The organism is Phenylobacterium sp., from assembly GCF_030651755.1.
GTDB lineage: Bacteria > Pseudomonadota > Alphaproteobacteria > Caulobacterales > Caulobacteraceae > Phenylobacterium.
Map to the genome: position 1 here is coordinate 1 of NZ_JAUSBZ010000079.1, position 20192 is coordinate 20192.

General features: G+C 68.3%; 16 protein-coding genes. 10 read left to right on the plus strand and 6 right to left on the minus strand.

Annotated elements, in window-relative coordinates; translation table 11 throughout:
• Positions 1 to 144 precede the first annotated feature (144 nt).
• The gene (locus Q7V15_RS07695) at positions 145 to 459 is read left to right on the plus strand and encodes a GNAT family N-acetyltransferase (protein WP_304754874.1); all 315 of its coding nucleotides are present in this window, start codon (positions 145 to 147) and stop codon (positions 457 to 459) included.
• On the opposite strand, the gene Q7V15_RS07700 is transcribed toward Q7V15_RS07695, so the two are convergent.
• The gene (locus tag Q7V15_RS07700; protein ID WP_304754875.1) at positions 456 to 1238 is read right to left on the minus strand and encodes a phosphatase PAP2 family protein; all 783 of its coding nucleotides are present in this window, start codon (positions 1236 to 1238) and stop codon (positions 456 to 458) included. The two genes, Q7V15_RS07695 and Q7V15_RS07700, sit on opposite strands and share 4 nt — an antisense overlap.
• Before the next feature lie 175 nt (positions 1239 to 1413).
• Positions 1414 to 2301 carry a MaoC/PaaZ C-terminal domain-containing protein gene (locus Q7V15_RS07705; RefSeq protein WP_304754876.1) on the minus strand — a complete coding sequence of 296 codons (888 nt, stop codon included), beginning with the start codon at positions 2299 to 2301 and terminating at the stop codon, positions 1414 to 1416.
• A gap of 198 nt (positions 2302 to 2499) precedes the next feature.
• Here Q7V15_RS07705 and Q7V15_RS07710 point away from each other — a divergent pair, with 198 nt between their 5' ends.
• The gene (locus Q7V15_RS07710; RefSeq protein ID WP_304754877.1) at positions 2500 to 3312 is read left to right on the plus strand and encodes a SapC family protein; all 813 of its coding nucleotides are present in this window, start codon (positions 2500 to 2502) and stop codon (positions 3310 to 3312) included.
• Between the two features lie 42 nt (positions 3313 to 3354).
• Here Q7V15_RS07710 and Q7V15_RS07715 read toward each other — a convergent pair whose 3' ends face one another.
• A complete protein-coding gene (locus Q7V15_RS07715; RefSeq protein ID WP_304754878.1) occupies positions 3355 to 3747 on the minus strand; it encodes an acyl dehydratase in 393 nt (130 codons plus the stop codon).
• Between the two features lie 146 nt (positions 3748 to 3893).
• Here Q7V15_RS07715 and Q7V15_RS07720 point away from each other — a divergent pair, with 146 nt between their 5' ends.
• The gene (locus Q7V15_RS07720; protein ID WP_304754879.1) at positions 3894 to 6011 is read left to right on the plus strand and encodes a protein-disulfide reductase DsbD; all 2118 of its coding nucleotides are present in this window, start codon (positions 3894 to 3896) and stop codon (positions 6009 to 6011) included.
• A gap of 51 nt (positions 6012 to 6062) precedes the next feature.
• Positions 6063 to 6686 (plus strand): redoxin domain-containing protein, encoded by a 624-nt coding sequence (locus Q7V15_RS07725; RefSeq protein WP_304754881.1) that lies wholly within the window; start codon positions 6063 to 6065, stop codon positions 6684 to 6686.
• Positions 6687 to 6690: 4 nt separating this feature from the next.
• Here Q7V15_RS07725 and Q7V15_RS07730 read toward each other — a convergent pair whose 3' ends face one another.
• Positions 6691 to 7155 (minus strand): hypothetical protein, encoded by a 465-nt coding sequence (locus tag Q7V15_RS07730; RefSeq protein ID WP_304754882.1) that lies wholly within the window; start codon positions 7153 to 7155, stop codon positions 6691 to 6693.
• Between the two features lie 146 nt (positions 7156 to 7301).
• On the opposite strand from Q7V15_RS07730, the gene pgi reads away from it, so the two are divergent.
• The 4 genes from pgi to hisG all read left to right on the plus strand — a co-directional run bounded on the left by pgi (position 7302) and on the right by hisG (position 12793).
• Positions 7302 to 8924, plus strand: coding sequence for a glucose-6-phosphate isomerase (gene pgi, locus Q7V15_RS07735; protein ID WP_304754883.1), 1623 nt, complete (start codon positions 7302 to 7304; stop codon positions 8922 to 8924).
• A 295-nt stretch (positions 8925 to 9219) separates the two neighbouring features.
• Positions 9220 to 10698, plus strand: coding sequence for a histidine--tRNA ligase (gene hisS / locus Q7V15_RS07740; protein WP_304754884.1), 1479 nt, complete (start codon positions 9220 to 9222; stop codon positions 10696 to 10698).
• Positions 10698 to 11840 (plus strand): ATP phosphoribosyltransferase regulatory subunit, encoded by a 1143-nt coding sequence (locus Q7V15_RS07745; protein ID WP_304754885.1) that lies wholly within the window; start codon positions 10698 to 10700, stop codon positions 11838 to 11840. The genes hisS and Q7V15_RS07745 overlap by 1 nt, the downstream gene beginning before the upstream one ends.
• Entirely contained in the window at positions 11840 to 12793 is a 954-nt protein-coding gene (gene hisG / locus Q7V15_RS07750) for an ATP phosphoribosyltransferase (protein WP_304754886.1), read from the plus strand. The genes Q7V15_RS07745 and hisG overlap by 1 nt, the downstream gene beginning before the upstream one ends.
• 336 nt (positions 12794 to 13129) lie before the next feature.
• Here the strand turns inward: hisG and Q7V15_RS07755 are convergent, their stop codons facing one another.
• Positions 13130 to 15217: a M13 family metallopeptidase gene (locus Q7V15_RS07755; RefSeq protein ID WP_304754887.1), complete on the minus strand. Its 2088-nt coding sequence runs from the start codon at positions 15215 to 15217 to the stop codon at positions 13130 to 13132.
• 95 nt (positions 15218 to 15312) lie between these two features.
• A complete protein-coding gene (locus Q7V15_RS07760; RefSeq protein ID WP_304754888.1) occupies positions 15313 to 16947 on the minus strand; it encodes an acyl-CoA synthetase in 1635 nt (544 codons plus the stop codon).
• Positions 16948 to 17100: 153 nt separating this feature from the next.
• On the opposite strand from Q7V15_RS07760, the gene Q7V15_RS07765 reads away from it, so the two are divergent.
• Positions 17101 to 18876, plus strand: coding sequence for a cation:proton antiporter (locus Q7V15_RS07765; RefSeq protein ID WP_304754889.1), 1776 nt, complete (start codon positions 17101 to 17103; stop codon positions 18874 to 18876).
• Between the two features lie 490 nt (positions 18877 to 19366).
• Positions 19367 to 20192 (plus strand): outer membrane protein (locus Q7V15_RS07770; protein ID WP_304754890.1); only part of this gene is annotated, 826 nt, incomplete at its 3' end.

The following is a 20192-nucleotide window of genomic DNA, read 5'->3' on the forward strand; positions in this document are numbered from 1 at the left end:
ACGCCCAGGGACTACGCCAGAGCCATATCCGGAGAGGCCGGCCGGCACGCTGCGAACCCTGACCTCTCCGCGCGCCGGCCTCTTGCAACACCAGCCGAGCAAGCCTCAGATCAACCCAGGACTCTCGTTATGGCTGGATGACAAATGGGGGTCACGTCAGTCATGCCCGCCCATGAGAGCCAGCCCATCGCCGGCACGCCGGAGATCGGCTGGCGTCTGATCCCGCAGACCTGGGGCCAGGGCTACGCCACCGAGGCGGCCGCCGCGGTCCTCGCCGACGCCTTCGGCCGCCTCCGCCTGCCGGAGGTCTGGGCCTATACCAGCCCGCACAATCTGCGCTCACAGGCGGTCATGGAGCGGCTTGGCCTGGTCCGCCGTCCCGATCTCGACTTCGAAAATCCCAATGCGCCGGCGGACGATCCGTTCCGGCCTTCCTGGGTCTGGATCGCGACCCCTTAGAGCGCGCAGCCCGAGGGCGGCGCCTTGAGGCGGGCCACCTCGCGGCGGGCCTTTTCCATGTCGGCGCGGAAGGCGGGATTGGCGCGCATGCGGGCCACCATGGCCGCGGCCAGGTCACGGCCGGCCTCCACGTCGCTGGGATAGTGCATGCCGCAGATGACCCGGGATTCCCCCATCTCCTTGCCGGCCTCCAGCAGCGGCCCGGCCTTGTCGGGCGCCAGCTCCACCAGGATGAGCGCCCAGGCCCAGCCGGTCATGGAGTGGCCCGAGGGATAGGAGGCGTTGATCTCCATCCAGGGCGCCCTGGGCACGCAGATGGGCTTGTCGTTGCCGATCAGCGGCCGCAGCCGGGCATAGTGGTCCTTGGCCGGGGTGCTGACGGTGCGGACATCCTGCTCGGCCCGCTCCAGGATATGGGCGGTGACCGGGGTCGTCTGGGGGCTGATGTCCAACCCGGAGGCGCAGGCATACCCCTTCAGCGCCTTGCCGCCCCAGAGGTCGGCGTCGGCCGCGGCCTTGGCCCAGCGGTCGGTTCCCTCCAGGGACCTTGTTTCTTCGAAGCGCTGGGCGTCGGCCCGGCCCCGGGGGCTGTCAGGGGCCGGCGGCGGGCCGATCAGGGTTACGCCGTCCAGATCGGTGGCGGTCAGATAGCCATCGAGCTCCGGCGGGACAAAGTCTCCGCTGTTGGTGTCGGCGAGGGCGGAGGGGGCCTGGGCCGGGGCGGCCGCACAGGCTGAAAGGCCGGCGACGAAGGCGAGGGCGATGAGGGCAGGGCGCATACAGATCATCGGCCCTCTCTAGAGCCTGATGCGATCAGACGGAATCGTTCGATCGTTGAATCAGGCTCTAACTCTAAGTCCTGAGCGCGTTTCGCCCGATAACCGGTCACCACTTATCGGGACGCGCTCAAAAACGGCTCCCCCGGAGGGGGAACCGTTCCGAGCCGGGTTTGGCCTAGCGAAGCACCGCCAGCCCGTTTTTGATCACTGTGGCGTTGCGATCCTTCACACGCGCCTCAAAGCTGATCTCCTTGCCGTCCTTCCAGATGTCCACCGTGATGGTGTCGCCCGGGAAGACGGGCGCCGAGAATCGCGCCTGATGGCTCTTGATCTGGTTGGGATCGAAGTCGGTCACCGCCTGCAGAATGGCCCGGCAGGTGATGCCGTAGGTGCACAGACCATGCAGGATCGGCCGCGGGAAGCCCGAGCGCTTGGCCGAGTCCGGGTCCGAGTGCAGCGGGTTGCGGTCGCCGTTCAGGCGATAGAGCAGGGCCTGGTCCTCGCGGGTGGTGAAATCCACCGACATGTCCGGCGCCCGCTCCGGGACCTTGTGCGGCTCGGGCGCCCCTTCAGTGGGACCGCCGAATCCGCCGTCGCCCCGGGCGAAGGTGGACGAGGTGAGGGTGGCGACCTTTTCGCCGTTCTCGTCGGTCCAGACCGATTCGTTGATGACGACGGCGCCCTTGTCCTTGCCCTTGTCATAGGCGCCGATGGTGCGGCCCTCGACAGTGAAGGTCCCCTTGGTGGGCAGGGGCTTGTGCAATTCCACCTTCTGCTCGCCGTGGACGACCATCAGGAAGTTGATCTGGCTGGGGCGGTGACCCTCAGGCATCTGCGGGGCGGGGCCGGCGTTCGCCGCGGCCCGGGCGCCGGCCGCCAGCACGGTGGCCGCGGTCGGAATGACCTTCAGGTTCTTCTCATAGACGAAGGGAAGCTCCGTCTCGTTCATGGGGTCCTGGCCCATGCCGACGCCGAGGGCGTAGAGCATCACGTCCTTGTCGCCATAGGTGAAGGTGCGCGGGGCCGTGCGCTGTTCGAGAATGTCGGGATAAAAGATAGGCATGTTGAAATGTTCCTCCGGAGCCCCCTCAAGGGTGGGGCTGCTCTTCTATGGGACCAATTGAACCGACAGAGCGGCGGCGACGCAAGCGTCCCTCCTGGCATTTGCCGCCCTGGCCGTGATCGGCTAGAAGCGCCCGACCGCTCCGCGCGCGGGTCCTGCAGGACCCGTCGGACACCCGAAATTCCTCGAAGGTTTCTAATGACCGAGACGACCCCATCGGCCACGGGCCAACTTTCCGGCAACGTCCTCTACTACAACCGGCCCGAGCCGTTGAACCCGACCACCCACAAGGGTATGGGCGTCAAGCGTATCGACGGGCCCTTCGGCTTCGCGGCCAAGCACAATCTGGTGCCGCTGACCGTCTCGGAATTCCAGCTGGCGGTTCTCAACGGCCCGATCATCTTTGTGGGTGAGGAAAAGACCCCCCTGCAGGTGATGGGCCTGAACCACGATGAGAACATCTTCGTGCTGCCCACCGGCGTGTTCGACGCCGGCGTCTATGTGCCGGCCTATGTCCGCCGCTATCCCTTCGTCTTCGCCAATGACGCCAAGGCCGGTCAGTCGATCCTCTGTGTCGACCGCTCTGCGGAGTTCTTCGCCGAGACCAATCCGGAGCTGCCCTTCTTCGACGAGAAGGATGAGCCCACCGAGTACACCCAGAACTGCCTGAAGTTCTGCAACGACTACGAGATGGAGCGGCAGAAGACCCAGAACTTCGTCCAACTGCTCAAGGCGCTGGACCTGTTCGAGGCCAAGGAGTCCTTCTACACCCCGATCAACGCCGACGGCACCGCCGCCGAGCCCCAGAAGCTGGCCGACTATTTCGGCGTCTCTGAAGAGCGCCTGCGCGAGCTGCCGACTGAGAAGTACATGGACCTGCGCCAGTCGGGCGCCCTGAACCAGATCTTCGCCCACCTGATCTCTCTGGCCCAGTGGGACCGGCTGGTGGCCCTGTCGATGAACCGCCAGCTGCAGCTTCAGAACCAGGCGCCCCAGGCCGCCAATAGCTGAGCCGATCGGTCTGGATCTCTCCCGGCGGACGCGGCCTCGCGCCTACCGGGAGAAGATGCTGCGGGTGAGGCAGGAAAAGACCAGCCGCCCAGCCTCGTCCAACAGGTCATGCTGGGCGATCACGATGCCCTTGCCCTCGCCGACCGGATCCTTGCCCATGATGGTCATCCGGGCGCGCAGCAGTTCGCCCGGCGGCGGATTGCGCACCCAGCGCAGGGCGTCGACCCCCAGCCGCTTGGTCTGGGGCCAGCCCGAAGCGGCCTGTCCGTCCAGCCGCGCCCACAGGGCGAACACCATGGCGTCGGGCGCCCCGCGATCAAGGGTCCAGCCGGGGGCGAAGGCTGTGATAAAGGCCTCCAGCGCCCGGGCGTCCACCGCTGCAGCGCCCAGGGCGACCACCTGTCCGATCTCGATTTCGTCGAATGATCCCGGCATGACCGCCCCTCTGTTGACCCCCGATCAAACCATCCGGTCCGGAACGCCGTAAAGGCGAAAGGGATGGGCGGCGCGAATCGCATGTTTGCGGGCCACGCCCATCTGGCCCCATATTGTCACGACCCCAAACAGGCACGGACCCTCTGATGACGCCACGCCTCGCCGGCCTGATCCTCGCGCTTCTGGTCCTGATCGCGCCCGCAGCCCGGGCCGCGCCGGTGGACACCGGCCATCTGAAGGCCGAGTTGATCGCCCAGACCCAGGCCATCGCCCCTGGTCAGACCATCCAGGTCGCCCTGCGCCAGCAGATCGACAAGGGCTGGCACACCTATTGGCGGAATCCCGGGGACTCCGGCGAGGCGACCAAGATCGCCTGGACCCTGCCCCCCGGCTGGAGCGCCGGGGACTTCGTCTGGCAGCCGCCAGAGCCGCAGCCGGCAGGCCCCCTGGTCAGTTATGGCTATTCAGGCGAGGTGATCCTGCCGATGACCCTGACGGCGCCGGCCGACGCCCCGGTGGGACAGCCGGTCACCCTGCGCGCCGCCGCGGCCTTCCTGGTCTGCGAAGAAATCTGCATCCCCGAAGACGCCCTGCTGGAGCTGACCCTGCCGGTGCAGGCCCAGGCCGCCCAACCCTCGGGCCGGTGGGCGGGGCCCATCGCCCGCGCCCTGGAGGCCGCCCCCCGGCGGGCTGATCTCGCAGCGGTGTTCGAGAACAGCGACCAGGGCCTTCGCCTGGCGATCACCGGCGCCGTCCTGGCTGGCGCGAACCTGGCTGGCAGCTACTTCTTCCCGTTTGACGGGGCGGTGATCGACCACGCCGCGCCCCAGTCCATCGACCGGGGCCCCCAGGGCCTCACCCTTGGCCTGACCGCCAGCTACGCTTTCCAGATGCCTGAGCCGCCCCAGATCATGGCCGGCGTGCTCAAGGCTGGTGACGCCTATTACGAGATCGAGGCCCAGGCCGGGCCGCTTCCCGCCGAGGCCGCTGGTCTGGGACCGCCAGCGACCCGCGGCGGGGGCCTGTCGGCGGCGGGGCTGGGGCTGCCGCTGGCCATGGTCTTCGCCGTCCTGGGTGGCCTGATCCTCAACCTGATGCCCTGCGTTTTCCCCATCCTGGCGATGAAGGCCGCCAGCCTGGCTGGCCACGCCCATGAGGCGAAGGCGGCGCGAGGCCAGGGGTTGGCCTTCCTGGCGGGGGTTCTCGCCACCTTCCTGACCCTCGCGGGGGTGCTCATCATCGCCCAGGCCGCAGGCGCGGCGGTGGGTTGGGGCTTCCAGCTCCAGTCGCCGCCGGTCGTGGCGGCCCTCGCCCTGCTGATGCTGGCGGTGGCGCTCAATCTCTCGGGGGTGTTCGAGATCGGGACCTCCCTGCAGGGGGTGGGTTCGGGGCTCGCCGGTCGCGGCGGGTTGGCTGGCGCCTTCTTTGTCGGGGTGCTGGCCGTGGTCGTCGCCGCGCCCTGCACCGCGCCCTTCATGGCGCCGGCGCTCGGCTGGGCTCTGACCCAGAACGCCGCCTCATCCCTGCTGGTGTTTGCCGCTCTCGGGCTTGGCTTCGCAGCGCCCTTCGTCGCGGTGTCCTTCGCGCCGGGCCTCCTGGCGCGCCTGCCTCGGCCAGGACCCTGGATGGACCACCTGCGCAAGGTCCTGGCCTTCCCCATGTATGGCGCCGCCGCCTGGCTGCTCTGGGTGTTGACCCTGCAGGCCGGCCCCATGGCGATGGCCCGCCTGCTGGCCGCAGCGATCGTGCTGGCGTTGGCGGCCTGGCTATTTGGCCTGTCTCAGGTCAGGTCTGGCCGTCTGGCTCTGCGGGGCGGGGCGGCGGTCCTCGCCATCCTGGCCGTGGTGGCGGTTCTGTTCCCGGCCTACCAGGGCGCAGCCCTTCCGGGCGGGGAGTCCAGCGGGGCGGTGGCCGAGCTGCCCTACGAACCCTATAGCGCAGAGCGTCTGGCCGAACTGCGGGCGCAAGGGGCGCCGGTCTTCGTGAACTTCACCGCCGCCTGGTGCGTCACCTGCCAGGTCAACGAGCAGGTCGCCCTCGCCCGGCAGGGGGTCGCCGAGTCCCTGGCGTCGACGGGCGCTGTCTATCTGAAGGGCGACTGGACCCGTAAGGACGATGTGATCGCCGCCGAACTGGCGCGCCATGGTCGGGCTGGGGTACCCTTGTATCTCGTCTATGACACCCGCGGGTCCGAGCCGGTCATTCTCCCGCAGATCCTCACCGAGGGTCTGGTCGTCCGCGCCCTGGAGGCCGCCGCCGGCTAGAGACCCTTGCACCGCCTTTGTTCGTCGGAACCAAAACCGTAGGAGACGCCCATGACGCCCCCTTCCTTTTCCCGCCGACCGGTCCTGGCCGGGATCGCCGCGGCCGCCGCCATGATCGCCGCCCCCGCCCTGGCCGCCCCGGCGATCGGCAAGCCCGCGCCGGCCTTCACCGCCGTCGATTCCACGGGCAAATCCCGCGCCCTGTCGGAGTTCAAGGGCAAGACCGTGGTCCTGGAATGGACCAATGACGGCTGCCCCTATGTCCAGAAGCACTACAAGACCGACGCCATGCAGGAACTGCAAAAGAGCGCTGCGGCCGACGGCGTGGTCTGGTTGAGCATCATCTCTTCGGCCCCGGGCAAGCAGGGCTACAAGACCGCCGCTGAGGCCAACACCTGGAAGACGGACACCGGAGCGGCGCCGGCCGCCATCCTGCTCGACCCCAAGGGTGAGGTCGGCCGCGCCTACGCCGCCAAGACCACCCCTCATATGTACATCGTCAATCCGGCGGGCACGCTGGTCTATATGGGCGGCATTGACGACAAGAACAGCGCTGATCCGGCCACGCTTCAGGGCGCCAAGAACTATGTGGTCGCCGCCCTGGCCGACATGAAGGCCGGCCGCGCCGTCGCCCAGCCGGTGTCGGCTCCATATGGCTGCAGCGTAAAGTACTGAGGTTTCAGATCGCTCCGCCTGGCGCCGGTCCTGCCGATGGGCCGGGCGGGGCGATGATGACCTCGACATTGTCGTTCAACAGATAGATCAGCTCGCGCAGGGCCAGGTCGCGGTCGGCGGGTTCGCTGGCCAGTTGCAGGGCTGCGAGCTTGACCGGCAGATCCTCGGCGATCCCCCGCAGGATGCAGGCCAGGTCCCCATCATTGCCCCGATCGCGCACCCGCTGCTGGCCAACCATGTTCAGGGCCGCCAGGTCAGCGACCTCGGTCTTGAAGGCCTCGCTGGCCACAGCCTTGGTTTGACGAAGCGTCTCCGCCTGACCTTTCAGACCTTGGGCGCGGGCGACAATGTCGGCGAACAGGGGCTCCAGCGCCGTGGCCGGCGCCGGAACCGGCGTCTCTGGCCGGGCTGGCGCGGGGCCGGCGGCCATCCAGAGCAGGGTCGAGGCGGCGAGAGCGGCGCAGGGCATGGGTCTGACCTCGGAGCACAGTTTTGGCGGATCGAAGCGGTCGAGGCGCCGAAGGAACGAAGACGGGACGCCCGGCTTTTGCTAACCGGCTTTGCCCAGGTGCGTACAGTCGGCATGTGGGGCGCCGGTTGAATGGGGGATGAACCATGTCTGATCACGAGGCCGCCTGGCGCCGCCTGCGGGCCGCGGGCGCTGCGGCGGCCGCCCGGCCGATCACTGGCCTGTTCGAGGCCGAGCCCGACCGCCTTGAGCGCCTGAGCCTTGAGGCCGCCGGCCTCTATATCGACCTCTCCAAACAGCCCTGGTCGGCCAAGGACCTGACCCTCGCCCTCGACCTCGCCAGGGCCGCCGATGTCGAGGCCGCGCGGGAGCGGTTGTTCTCAGGCGAGATGGTCAATCCATCCGAGGGGCGGGCGGCCTTGCATGTCGCCCTGCGCGCGCCCCGGGGGTCGAGCTTCGCCGCCCAGGGAGAACCGGTGTCCCGCGAGCTGGAGGCCACCCGCGAGGCGATGGCCGACTTCGCCCGCGAGGTAAGGAGGGGCGCCCGAGCGGGGGCCACCGGAAAGCCCTTCACGGCGGTGGTCCATATCGGCATTGGCGGCTCGGACTTTGGTCCCAGGCTGGTCTGGGAGGCCCTGCGATCCACACAGCCGGCCATTGATCTGCGGTTCGCCGCCAATGTGGACCCCGCCGAGATCGCCCAGGCCCTGGCCGGCCTTGATCCGGCGCAGACCCTGGTGGTGGTGGTCTCCAAGACCTTCACCACCCAGGAGACCATGGCCAACGCCGCCATCGCCCGGGCCTGGTTGCGCGACGCCCTGGGGTCGGGCGCCGACAGTCATCTGGTGGCCGTCTCGGCGGCGCCGGACGTGGCCCAGGCCTTCGGTGTGCGCGCCGACCAGATCTTCGGCTTCCGCGACTGGGTCGGCGGGCGCTATTCGGTCTGGTCAGCGGTGGGCCTGTCCTGCGCCATCGCCCTGGGGCCGGACGTCTTCGAGGCCCTGCTGGCGGGCGGCGCGGCCATGGACGATCATTTCCGCCTGGCGCCCCTGGAGGCCAACGCCCCGGTTCTGCTGGCGCTGGCCCACATCTTCAACCGCAACGCCATGGACCGGCCGGTCCGCGCGGTGGTGCCCTACGCCCAACGCCTGCGGCTGCTGCCCAACTTTCTCCAGCAGCTGGAGATGGAGTCCAATGGCAAGCGGGTCCGCGCCGATGGCCGGCCTGTCAGCCAGGCCACCGCCGCCATGGTGTTTGGCGACGCCGGCGCCAATGTGCAGCACGCCTTCTTCCAACTGATGCATCAGGGCAGTGATGTGATCCCCGCCGACATCCTGGCGGTGGCCAGGAGCGCCGATGGCCATCCGGAGTCCCAGACAAAGCTGTTGGCCAATGCGCTGGCCCAGGCCGAGGCGCTGATGGTCGGTCGCAGTCAGGCCGAGGTCGGCCGGTCCCTGGAACGAGATGGCCTGACCGCTGACCAGATCGCCGTCCTGGCGCCGCAGAAGACCTTTCCCGGCAATCGCCCGACCAGCTTCCTGCTGATGGACGCCCTGACGCCTGAGGCCCTGGGCGCCCTCATTGCGCTCTATGAGCACAAGACCTTTGTCGAGGGCGTGCTCTGGGGGATCAACAGCTTCGACCAGTGGGGCGTGGAGCTGGGCAAGACCCTGGCCGGTCGCATCCTCGAGGATCTGGAAGGCGAAGCGCCCAAGGCTCACGATCCTTCGACCGCGGCCCTGATCGCCCGGCTGCGGGGCAGGGGTTGAAGGCTGGTCTTGGCCGCCCGCCTCGGCTATAGGGCCGCCCATGATCTTCGTCGCGCCCCATCACGGCCGCCACCACCATCCGATCTCCTGCGGGATCGGGCGGGGTTGTGCGGCCTGAGATCAGGACGACGACCACGGCTCGAGCCCCCGCAGCGGACGGGGCTCGCCGCTTGCATATCCCCGTCCGTCGCGCCCATGACCTTCGGAGCGACGCATGACCCTTGACCGCCTTCCCACCTTCGCCAGAGCCGGCCGCGCCCTTGTGGCGCCCGGCTCCTTCATCTAGGCGCGCCCCATGACCGACGAGACCGCCCCCACCCGCCCGGAGGCGCGCAGCCCGCGCGGCTTCGTGGACCGCCGCGCCCGCGACCTCGCAGCCGAGCGCCAGATCCTCACCGCCGTGTCGGCGGTCTATGAGCGCTATGGATTCGAGGCCCTGGACACGGGCGCCTTTGAATATGCCGACGCGCTGGGCAAGTTCCTGCCCGACGCCGACCGTCCCAATGAAGGCGTCTTCGCCCTGCAGGACGATGACGAACAGTGGATGGCCCTGCGCTATGACCTGACCGCGCCCCTGGCCCGGTTCGCCGCCCAGCACTGGGAGACGCTGCCCAAGCCGTTCCGCCGCTACGCCTTCGGACCGGTCTGGCGCAACGAGAAGCCCGGCCCCGGCCGGTTCCGGGAATTCACCCAGTGCGACGCCGACACGGTGGGCTCGGCGCGGCCAGAGGCTGACGCCGAAATCATCGCCATGGCCGCCGAAGGCCTGGTCGCCGCGGGCCTGCCGGCCGGCTCCGCCGTGATCCGCATCAACAACCGCAAGCTGCTCAACGGCCTGCTGGCCACGGCCGGGGTCAGCGACGAGCGCCAGAAGCTGGGCGTTCTGCGGGCGGTGGACAAGCTCGACCGTCTGGGTCCCGACGGGGTGCGCCTGTTGCTGGGGGAGGGGCGCAAGGACGAGTCCGGCGCCTTCACCAAGGGGGCGGGGCTGAACGCGGCGGCCGCCGAGGCCGTGCTGGCCTTCACGGCTGCGGGCGGTGGCGCTGACCGCGGGAGCGTCCTGAACCGCCTGGCCGACATCATCGGCGGCTCAGCCGAGGGGGACGCAGGCCTGGCCGAACTGGCCGCCATCAACACGGCGCTGAAAAACCTGGGCGTCACCGAGGATCAGGCCGTCTTCGAGCCGGCCATCGTCCGGGGCCTGGAATACTATACCGGCGCCGTCTTCGAGGCCGAGCTGCTGCTTGAGACCACCGACGAAAAGGGCCATCCGGTCCGCTTCGGCTCCATCGGCGGGGGCGGTCGCTATGATGACCTGGTGGCCCGGTTCACCGGTCAGGTCGTGCCGGCCACGGGCTTTTCCTTTGGTGTGTCTCGCCTGGCCTCAGCCCTGCGCGCGGCGGGGCGCGACCTCGCCGCGGAGACCCGCGGTCCGGTGGTGGTCATCGCCTTCAGCCAAGACGACATGGCCCACTATTTCGCCGCCGCCGCCGAGCTGCGCGCCGCCGGCCTGGCCGCCGAGGTCTATCTGGGATCATCGGGCATGAAGGCGCAGATGAAGTACGCCGACCGTCGCCTCTCGCCGGCCGCCGTCATCCTCGGCGGGGACGAGATCGCGGCGGGAACCGTCACCATCATGGACCTCGTCCTTGGCCGCGAGTTGGCCGCGGGCATCTCTGACAACAGCCAGTGGCGCGAGCAGCGACCGGGGCAGATCAATTGTCCTCGCAATGAACTTGTGGCCACAGTGGCCAAGATCGTGAGGGGCGCCTGATGCGGGTTGAGCCGACCCTGCCGCCGGCGGTCCTGGCCGCCATTCGGGCCCCCTTTGAGGCGACGGGCGCGACCCTGGCCGATGTGCCCTTGGTCCAGCCGCTGAACCTGATCCTCGACCTGGCCGGTGAGGGCCTGCGCTCGCGGCTGTTCGTGGTCCAGGCCGAGGGTGGGGCCGAGGCCTGCCTGCGCCCGGACTTCACCGCGCCGGTGGCCCGCAGCCATATCGAAAGCGGGGCCGCTGAAGGCCGCTACATGTATCAGGGCAAGGCCTTCCGGGCCGCCCCAGAGCACACCGGCCGTTCTGAGGAGTTCCTGCAACTGGGCCTCGAGCGGTTCGACGCGCCAGCCTCGCAGGTGGCGGCGGCCGATGCCGAGGTGATCGCCCTGGCGTGGGGCTCGGCCTGTGCGGGCGGCCGCAAGGATCTCGCCCTATGGCTCGGTGATGCAGCCCTGTTCTCCGCCTTTGTGGACAGTCTCGACCTGGCCCCGGCCCTGGCTGTTCGCCTGGTGCGGATCGCCAAGCGGCCGCGCCTGTTGCAGGCCGAGCTCGCCCGGGCCGGCGAGACCGCCACCGGGGCCGCCGGCGACGGACGTCTGGCCGACCTATTGGCGGATCTGCCAGGGGAGGGCGCCGCCGACCTGCTTCGGGAGGTCTGGGGCCTGGCGGGCATTGCGCCGGTGGGGGGGCGAGGCCCCGCGGAGATCGCCGAGCGGCTGGTGGCCAAGGCCGAGGCCCGACGTGCGCCGGCCTTGACCACGGATCAGGCCGCAGCGGTCGCCGGCTTCCTGGCGATTTCCGATCGTCCCGAGGCCGCCCTCGCACAGGCCCGGCGCCTGGCGGGTCCGAAGGCGCAGGCTCTGGATGCGGCGATCGAGGCCTGGTCGGGACGTCTGTCCCGCCTCGCCGAAGCCGGGGCGCCGTCAGAGGCCTTGTGGTTCACCCCGGGTCTTGGACATGCCTTTGATTATTATGACGGCCTGACCTTCGAAATTCGCAGCGCGGCCTTGGGAGATGATCGTCCGGTGGCCGCCGGCGGGCGCTATGACGGCCTGCTGGCGCGGCTGGGCGGGGGGGCTGACGGCCGCGCCGTGGGCTGCATGGTCCGGCCCTGGCGGGCCTATGCCCAGGGAGAAGTCTGATGGATGCCCCGCTGATCATCGCTGCGCCCTCCAAGGGGCGGCTGAAGGAGCAGGTGGAGGCCTGGCTCGCCGACTGCGGTCTGCGCCTGGAGGCCGAGGGCGGCGCCCGCGGTTATATGGGCCGGCTTAAGGGATTGGCAGGCGCCCAGGTACGCCTGCTCTCGGCGGGCGACATCGCCGAGGCCCTGGACGCCGGGGATGTTCATCTGGGCGTCACCGGCGAAGACCTGATGCGCGAGCGTCCAGGCGACCTGTCGGGTCGGGCCCTGTTGCTTAGGCCCCTGGGCTTTGGCCGCGCCGATCTGGTGGTGGCGACGCCCAAGAGCTGGCTCGATGTGGACAGCATGGCCGACCTCGAAGAGGTGGCGCACGACATCCTGGCCCGGACAGGCCGGCGGATCCGGGTGGCCACCAAGTACATCCTGCAGACCAGGGCCTTCTTCGCTCGCCACGGTTTGGCGGACTATCGGATCGTCGAGTCCGGCGGGGCCACCGAAGGGGCGCCGGCGGCGGGGGCCGCCGAACTGGTGGTCGATATCACCACCACCGGGGCGACCCTGGAGGCCAATGGCCTGAAGGTGCTCAGCGACGGGGTGATCCTCAGGAGCCAGGCTCAGCTGGCCGCCAGCCTGCGGGCGGAATGGACGACCTTCCAGATGACGGCGGCGCAGACGCTGCTGCGCCAGGTCGAGGCCCGCGCGGCGGCTCGGGCCAGCGCCACCCTCACCTGGCCGGAGCCGGCCACGGGCGCCGAGGCGGTGATCGCCGGCCTTGTCGCCCAGGGCGCCTCCCGTAGGCTCAACGGACTGCTGTTGCCCGCCGGTGACCTGGCCGCCGCTGGCCAGGCTCTGTCGCGGGCCGGTCTCGGGCCGGTGACGGCGTCGCAGCCAGACTTCGTTTTTGAGTCGGATTCGCCGGGATGGAACCAATTGCGCGCGAAACTGCGGCCATAATTGACATCCGCGTCAATTATCGCGGGGATGTGAGGACTTTTCAGGGAAAGTCTTGGAAAATGGAGGGAAATTTCGCGTTTCTGCCGATTTGGCGCATTGACTCGGGCATGAAATTGCCGTTTTGTCATCTGGCGAGAGACAAGACGGCGACCAAGTCCTGAAGTCTCCGGCGTTTCGGGGAGGAAACGCCCTCTAAAACTGAGCGGCAGCTCACAATAAGAACAGGCCCGTTGCGAATATCCCCCGCAACGGGCCATTTCTTTTTCGCGCGCCGCCAAAAACTGACGAATGAGTCAAAAATGAGGGGCGGGTTCTTACGGGCCCGCCCCTCTTCTGTCACCAGATACGAACCCGGGCGTCGGGCGCCACATACATCGGGTCTTCCGGCGTCACGCCGAAGGCGTCGTACCAGGCGTCCATATTGGTGATCGGCACATTGACCCGGTAGTGCGGCGGCGAATGGGGCCCCGCCACCAGCTGGCGCCGCAGGGCGTCCTCCCGATACTTGCCCCGCCAGACCTGCGCCCAGCCAAGGAAGACCCGCTGCTCGCCGGTGAAACCGTCCAGCACCGGCGCCGGCTGGCCGTCCAGGGAGATGCGATAGGCGTCGAGGGCCAACAGCAGGCCGCCCAGATCGGCGATGTTCTCGCCCATGGTCAGCTCGCCCTGGATCGGATGACCTTCCAGGGGCTCGATGGCCGAGTATTGGGCGCCGAGCTTCTTGGCTTCCGCCTGGAACTTGGCGGCGTCCTCGGCCGTCCACCAGTCGGTGAGGCGGCCGTCCCCATCGGATTTGCGTCCCTGGTCGTCGAAGCCGTGGGTGATCTCGTGGCCGATCACCCCGCCGATGCCGCCATAGTTGATGGCTGGATCTGCGTCGGGATCGAAGAAGGGGGGCTGCAGGATGGCGGCGGGGAAGACGATCTGGTTCTTGGTCGGGCTGTAATAGGCGTTCACCGTCGGGGGGGTCATGCCCCACTCCTTGTCGTCCACCGGCTCGTTCAGACGGCCGACCCGGAAGGCCCAGTCGAAGGCCGCGGCCCGCTGGACATTGCCATAGAGGTCGTCGGGGCGAACCTCGAGGCCCGAATAGTCGCGCCACTCCTCGGGATAGCCGATCTTGACCGTAAACTTCGACAGCTTCTCCAGGGCCTTGGCCTTGGTCTCGTCCCCCATCCAGGTCAGGCCCTGGAGACGGATTTCCATGGCCGATTTGATGTCGCCGACCAGGGCCTCCATCTTCGCCTTGCTCTCCGGCGGGAAGTAATCCGCCACATAGAGCCGTCCCAGGGCCTCGCCGGCCCGGGAATCCACCAGGGCGACCCCCCGCTTCCAGCGGGGCCGCTGCTCTGGCTGGCCCGAGAGGGTTTTCTCGCGGAACTCATGATGGGCCTGAACGAAGGCCTGAGAGAGATAGGGGGCGGCTTGGTCGCTCAGCGTATAGGCCGCCCAGGCCTGCCGCACCGCCACAGGAGTCCCGGCGAAGATCTCGGCGATCTTCGGGAAGGCGGTGTTTTCCGCCGCCACCAGTTTGGTGGCGCCCTGCAGGTCGGCGCCGGCCAGGAAGGCGGTCCAGGGGAAGGCCGGGGCGAAGGCGCTCAGCTCTTCCAGCGTATAGGGATTGTAGGTCTTGTCGTCGTCTCGCCGATCGGTCCGGGTCCAGGAGACCTCGGCGATCTTGGTCTCCATCGCGACAATGGCCTGGGCGTTGGCCTCGGGGTTCGGCCAGCCGGCCAGGGTCAGGAGTTGGGCCACATAGGCCTGATACTTGGCCTTCTGTTCGGCGAAGCGCTCGTCCAGATAGTAGTCCCGGTCGGGCATGCCGATCCCGGCCTGGCCGAGATAGACAGTGTAACGCTTCGGATCCTTGGCGTCGTCATAGACATAGGCGCTGAAGATCGACCCGCCGAAGCCCTTCATGGTTTCACCCATCAGCCGGGCGAGCGCCTCATCGCTGCTGGCCTGCCGCACCCGGGCCAGATCAGCCGCCAGGGGGCGCGCCCCCAGGGCGTTGACGGCGGTCTCATCCATGAAGCTGCGATAGAAGGCGCCGATCAGCGCCTCGTCGCCGGTGGCGGCCCGATCAGCGGCCGAGCGGTCCAGGACCACGCGCATCCGCTCGACCGAGAGCTCGTTCAAGGCGTCGAAGGTGCCGAACCGCGAGCGGTCGGCCGGAATCTCCAGGGCGTCCACATAGGCGCCGTTGGCGTGCAGGAAGAAGTCGGCGCCAGGTCGGATGGAGGGGTTCATGCCGCTGGCGTCAAAACCCCATTCCCCCATGCGCTGGGCCTGGGCGCCGCCGCCGCCCGTCGCCTCCGGCGCGGCGCTGAGAATGTGAAGAGGGCGCCAGTCGCGGGCCGAGGCCGGCGCGGCGGCGGTCAACAGGGCAGCCGCCGCGGCGGCGCCGAACCAGAGGGTCTTCATGTGCAATGATCAGCCTTCAAGGGTCTGGGATGAGGCCGAACATGCCCCGCCCAGACCCTCAGGCGCTCATTACATTTTTGTTAAGTCCAGTTTCGTCAGGTCTTGGCGCCCAGGGAGTCCAGGGCCTGAGCGCGCACCAGCTTGTAGTCCAGCTTGCCGTTGGGCGCCCGGACGACGGGGGCGAACACCAGGTCCCGGGGAACCTTGTAGTCGGCCAGGTTGGACTTCACGTGGGCCTGCAGGTCGGCCAGGGAGGGCTCGGCGCCGCCGGCCACATCCACCACAGCGCAGATCCGCTCGCCAAACCGTGGGTCGGGCAGGCCGACCACAGCGGCGTCACGCACGCCGGGGAAGCGTTTCAGCGCCTCTTCCACCTCTTCGGGGAAGACCTTCTCGCCGCCGGTGTTGATCACCTGGCTGCCGCGGCCCAGCAGGGTGATGGCCCCGTCGGCCTCCACCGTGGCCCAGTCGCCGGGCACCGACCAGCGCTGACCCTCGAAGATGCGGAAGGTCTTGGCCGACTTTTCCTCATCCTTGTAGTAGCCGAGCGGCGTGTGGCCGCCGACCGCCACCAGGCCGCGCTCGCCCGAGCCCGGCGCCACCCGGCGGCCGTCCTCGGTGAAGACCGCCGCATTGGGGCCGGTGGCGAACTTGGCCGTGGCCGCCGACACGCCGCCACCCGACGCCGAAGAGGCGAGGCCAAGCGCTTCGGACGAGCCCAGGCTGTCCATCAGCATGATGTTGGGCAGGTGCTTCAGCAGACCCTGCTTGTTCTCCGCCGACCACATGGTGCCCGAGGAGACGATCCGCTTCAGGCTGGGCATGGTCCAGCGGCCGGGATTGGCCTCCAGGCATTCCAGCATCGGCGCGGCGAAGGCGAGACCCACGATGATCAGCCCGCTGACGCCCAGGCGCTCGACCTCGTCGAACAGGCTGGCGGGATCGAACTTGCGCGAGGGCAGGGTGGCGATGGCGCCGCCGCTGATCAGCTGGCCGAAGGAGATGAACTGGCCGGTGGCGTGCATCAGGGGGGCCACCGGAATGGTGATCGCCTGGGGTTCGGGGGACGCGGCGTTGGCCTTGGCGCGGACGCCGGCCTCTTCGACGGTCTCCAGGGGGGGCAGGCCGAGCAGCAGGTTGGCGCCGCCGCCGAGGCCCTTGAACAGGTCCTCCTGGCGCCACATCACCCCCTTGGGCATGCCGGTGGTGCCGCCGGTATACATAAAGAGCAGGTCGTCGGCCGAGCGACCCCAGGGCGCCTCGAACCGATCGCCTCCCTGGGCGACGATGGCGTCATAGTCTTCGGCCCAGTCGGGAACGGGGAAGCCGTCCTCGGCGACGGCGATCCAGGCCTTCACCTTGGGCAGGCGCCCGCGGACCGACGCGGCGGTCTCGGCGAAGGAGGCGTGGAAGACCACGGCCTCGGCGTCGGCGTTGTCAAACAGATAGACCAGCTCGTCGCCGCTGTAGCGATAGTTGGTGTTGAAGGGGACCAGACCGGCCTTGAAGGCGGCGTAATAGGTCTCGATGTACTCCGGCCCATTATAGAGATAGGCCGCGACCTTGGACTGATGGGTCAGGCCCTTCTCCACCAGGCGGCGCGCCAATCCGTTGGCCCGGCCGTCGAACTGGTCCCAGGTCAGCACCTGTTCTCCGTGGATCAGGGCTGGGCGGTCGGGGGTTGCGCGCGCGACCGTTTCCCACAGGTTGGCATAATTCCAAACCTCCATAGGACGTCCTCCATTCTTAAAATATGCGGGGCATAAAGAGGACGGCTCTGCGTCGAGTCAACTTCGCCAGGGCGATGGACGGCCAGGCGCGCGGGAAGGTTCACCCCGACCCCGACCCCTGCCATAAACGCAGCGGAAGTTTGCGGGGGCGGCATGGACGGACACGGGTCGGCTGACGGCTATAAGGACATCGTCCTGTTTCTGGCTACCGCTGGGGTCGTGGTGCCCCTGTTTCGGCGCTGGAAAATCAGCCCTATCCTCGGCTTTATCCTGGCTGGTGTGGCGCTTGGTCCCTTCGGACTGGCGCGACTGGGAGAAATCGCCCCCTGGGTGGCCTATTTCACCGTCGGCAATCCCGACGACATCGCCCAACTGGCGGAACTGGGCGTCGTCTTCCTGCTGTTCATGATCGGCCTGGAGCTATCCTGGGAGCGGCTGCGCCTGATGCGCCGCCTGGTCTTCGGCCTCGGCGCGGCCCAGGTAGGGCTGAGCCTGGCGGCCCTGACAGGCCTGGCCATGCTGCTGGGCATGGAGATCGCACCAGCCGCGGCGATCGGCGCGGCCCTGGCCCTGTCCTCGACCGCCATCGTCATGCCGGTCCTGATCGAGCAGCGTCGACAACACTCGGTGAGCGGCCGCGCCACCTTCTCCATCCTGCTGTTTCAGGATTTGGCCGTCGCCCCGATCCTCGTGACGCTCGCCGTCCTTGGCGCCCGGGGCGGGGCGGATCTGTCGCCGGGGCTACTGCTGGCCTTTGCGCCGGCCGTGCTGGGGATGATCGGCCTGGTGGCCTTTGGCCGGTTGTTCCTGAGGCCCTTGCTGCGCTCGGTGGCGCGGGCCAAGAGCGAAGAACTGTTCATGGCCGCCTGCCTGCTGGTGGTCATCGGGGCCGGCCTGGTCAGCGCGGTGATGGGCCTGTCGATGGCGCTGGGCGCCTTCATCGCCGGGCTCCTGCTGGCCGAAACCGAGTTTCGACACGAGGTCGAGGTTACGATCGAGCCGTTCAAGGGCCTTTTGCTGGGACTCTTCTTCCTCTCGGTGGGGATCGGTTTGAATCTCTCGCTGGTGGCGGCCAGACCCCTGGATGTGCTGGGCATTGCGACCGGCTTGCTGGTCGTTAAGGGGGGGCTGATCTTCCTGCTCTGCCGCCTGAGCCGCATGTCGAGTCTGGCGGCGGCCGAGATCGCCCTGCCCCTCGCGGCGGGCGGCGAGTTCGCCTTCGTCATTCTCGATCAGGCCATGGGTCTGAACGTTGTCCCCCGCGGGATCGGCGAGCTTGTCATTGTGTCAGCCACCCTGACCATGGCCCTGGTCCCGGTTCTGGCCGCCCTTGGGCGCCGCCTCGCCCGCCGCGCGCCGCCGCGAACTGTGGACGAGGCGCCGGAGGAGGGCGGAGGCGCGGCAGGGGTTCTGGTTGTGGGCTTTGGCCGGGTGGGACAGTTGGTGGGGGAAATGCTGACCCGCCACGGCGCGACCTGGGTCGCGGCCGAGCGCGATCCGCGCCTGGTCGAACAGGCTCGCCGCAACCGACTGCCCTGCTTCTATGGCGACGCGGCCCGCAGTGAGTTCCTGATGCGCTGCGGACTGGGGGAGGCCCGCGCCCTGGTCGTCACCATGGACAATCCGGAGGCGGCCGAAACGGTGGTCGCGGTGGCGCGGCGGATCAGGCCAGACCTCGTCATCGTCGCCCGGGCCCGGGATGCCCGTCACGCCAAGCGGCTCTACGAAATGGGCGCGACCGACGCCGTGCCAGAGACAGTGGAGGCGAGTCTTCAGCTATCGGAAACGGTCCTGGTGGAGATCGGCGTGCCCATGGGGTTGGTGATCGCCTCCATCCATGAGCGTCGCGACGAGTATCGGAATGAGCTCAACCGCCCCGAAGCCCTCGGCGGCCGGGGTCGGCGGACGAGGGCCAACGACCGAGTCTGAACTTTTGCCCTACTCCACTGATGGGAGAAGGCGATTGCGATTCCCCCTCTCAAGCTGCAACATCGCCGCAGCGTGAGGACTCATTCGCTGCAAAGCTCTCTTGACGGATTTTTTTTGGAACCTCCGTCGGGGATCAGCGTTAGAGCCCCGATGCTAGGCGTCACGGCCGATTATGGTCTTGGCCGGAAGCCTGCGGCAGTCATGGCGTGCGCCATTGGCGAAGGGGACACCCTTCCCATGGCGGATGTGGTAAGTGTCGAACCAGCGCCGAAGGGGCGGCGAGAGCCCTGAATATCCCTCCCACGGAGGGAATATGCGCGCGTTGGGGGCTAAGGGAGGGGGACGACCAGGACTTTCTCGCGAAAATCGACCAATTGGCAGGCAGATTGCGCAAGGGTGTTGCTCTGGCGACACTTTCGCATCGGACCGGCCTTGTTATAAGGATGCTGGGTCATTTGGCCGCAGCATAGGGCATGAAGAGGGCTCAAATATGAAATTCAAACTCCTGGCGGGGGCCGCCCTGGCTGCGGTTTTCGCCGCGTCTGGCGCATCCGCACAAGACGCCGGTTGGTACGGCGCGATGGACCTGGGCTATCATTGGCCCGAAGGTCTTGAAACCGGCTCCACCAACAATGGCCCCGGCGGCGCTCCCTACAACTATGAATTCAGCCAGGACGATGACTGGGCCGGCTTCGCCCGCCTCGGCTATCGCCTGAACCCCAACTGGCGCGTTGAGCTCGAAGGCGGCTATCGCCCCGGCGATATCTCCAGCGTCCGTGGCGCTCCCGGTTCGCATGCCGGCCTCTGCACCCCCGGCGTCGTCCGCACTGCGGCGGCTCCGAACTGCGGTTCGCCCAATGGCGACGTCGAATCCTGGACCCTGATGGGCAATGTCATCTATGACATCGCGCCTGGCGCGGTCATCAATCCGTTCGTCGGCTTCGGCGTTGGCGTCAATCACGTCAAGATGGACGTGGTCGGCCAGTTCGCCACCGCCGCCGGCCCGTTCTCGGCGGCCAACCCCGCCATCCAGAACCTGACCATCGACGACAGCGATACGGCTCTGGCCTATCAGCTGCTGGCCGGTCTGGCCTGGGCGGCGACCGACCGCCTGAATGTTGACCTGACCTACCGCTATCTCGGCGGCTCGGATCTGGACTTCGCTTCCACCGGCAGCGCTTCGATGCAGCCGGGCGTGTTCTCGGGCGATTACCGCGATCAGTCGGTGACCGTCGGCCTGCGTTATTCCTTCGCTTCGCCGGCCGCTCCGCCCCCGCCGCCCCCGCCGCCTCCGCCCCCGCCGCCCCCGCCGCCGC

Bases quoted from the DNA above. Each gene is read 5' to 3' on its own strand.
- Q7V15_RS07705 (WP_304754876.1), bottom strand. From the start codon at position 2,301: ATGCCTATCTTTTATCCCGACATTCTCGAACAGCGCACGGCCCCGCGC.
- Q7V15_RS07765 (WP_304754889.1), top strand. From the start codon at position 17,101: ATGGACGGACACGGGTCGGCTGACGGCTATAAGGACATCGTCCTGTTT.
- hisS (WP_304754884.1), top strand. From the start codon at position 9,220: ATGACCGACGAGACCGCCCCCACCCGCCCGGAGGCGCGCAGCCCGCGC.
- Q7V15_RS07730 (WP_304754882.1), bottom strand. From the start codon at position 7,155: ATGCCCTGCGCCGCTCTCGCCGCCTCGACCCTGCTCTGGATGGCCGCC.
- pgi (WP_304754883.1), top strand. From the start codon at position 7,302: ATGTCTGATCACGAGGCCGCCTGGCGCCGCCTGCGGGCCGCGGGCGCT.
- Q7V15_RS07710 (WP_304754877.1), top strand. From the start codon at position 2,500: ATGACCGAGACGACCCCATCGGCCACGGGCCAACTTTCCGGCAACGTC.
- Q7V15_RS07715 (WP_304754878.1), bottom strand. From the start codon at position 3,747: ATGCCGGGATCATTCGACGAAATCGAGATCGGACAGGTGGTCGCCCTG.
- Q7V15_RS07725 (WP_304754881.1), top strand. From the start codon at position 6,063: ATGACGCCCCCTTCCTTTTCCCGCCGACCGGTCCTGGCCGGGATCGCC.
- Q7V15_RS07720 (WP_304754879.1), top strand. From the start codon at position 3,894: ATGACGCCACGCCTCGCCGGCCTGATCCTCGCGCTTCTGGTCCTGATC.
- Q7V15_RS07695 (WP_304754874.1), top strand. From the start codon at position 145: ATGGGGGTCACGTCAGTCATGCCCGCCCATGAGAGCCAGCCCATCGCC.
- Q7V15_RS07745 (WP_304754885.1), top strand. From the start codon at position 10,698: ATGCGGGTTGAGCCGACCCTGCCGCCGGCGGTCCTGGCCGCCATTCGG.
- Q7V15_RS07700 (WP_304754875.1), bottom strand. From the start codon at position 1,238: ATGCGCCCTGCCCTCATCGCCCTCGCCTTCGTCGCCGGCCTTTCAGCC.
- Q7V15_RS07755 (WP_304754887.1), bottom strand. From the start codon at position 15,217: ATGAAGACCCTCTGGTTCGGCGCCGCCGCGGCGGCTGCCCTGTTGACC.
- Q7V15_RS07760 (WP_304754888.1), bottom strand. From the start codon at position 16,947: ATGGAGGTTTGGAATTATGCCAACCTGTGGGAAACGGTCGCGCGCGCA.
- hisG (WP_304754886.1), top strand. From the start codon at position 11,840: ATGGATGCCCCGCTGATCATCGCTGCGCCCTCCAAGGGGCGGCTGAAG.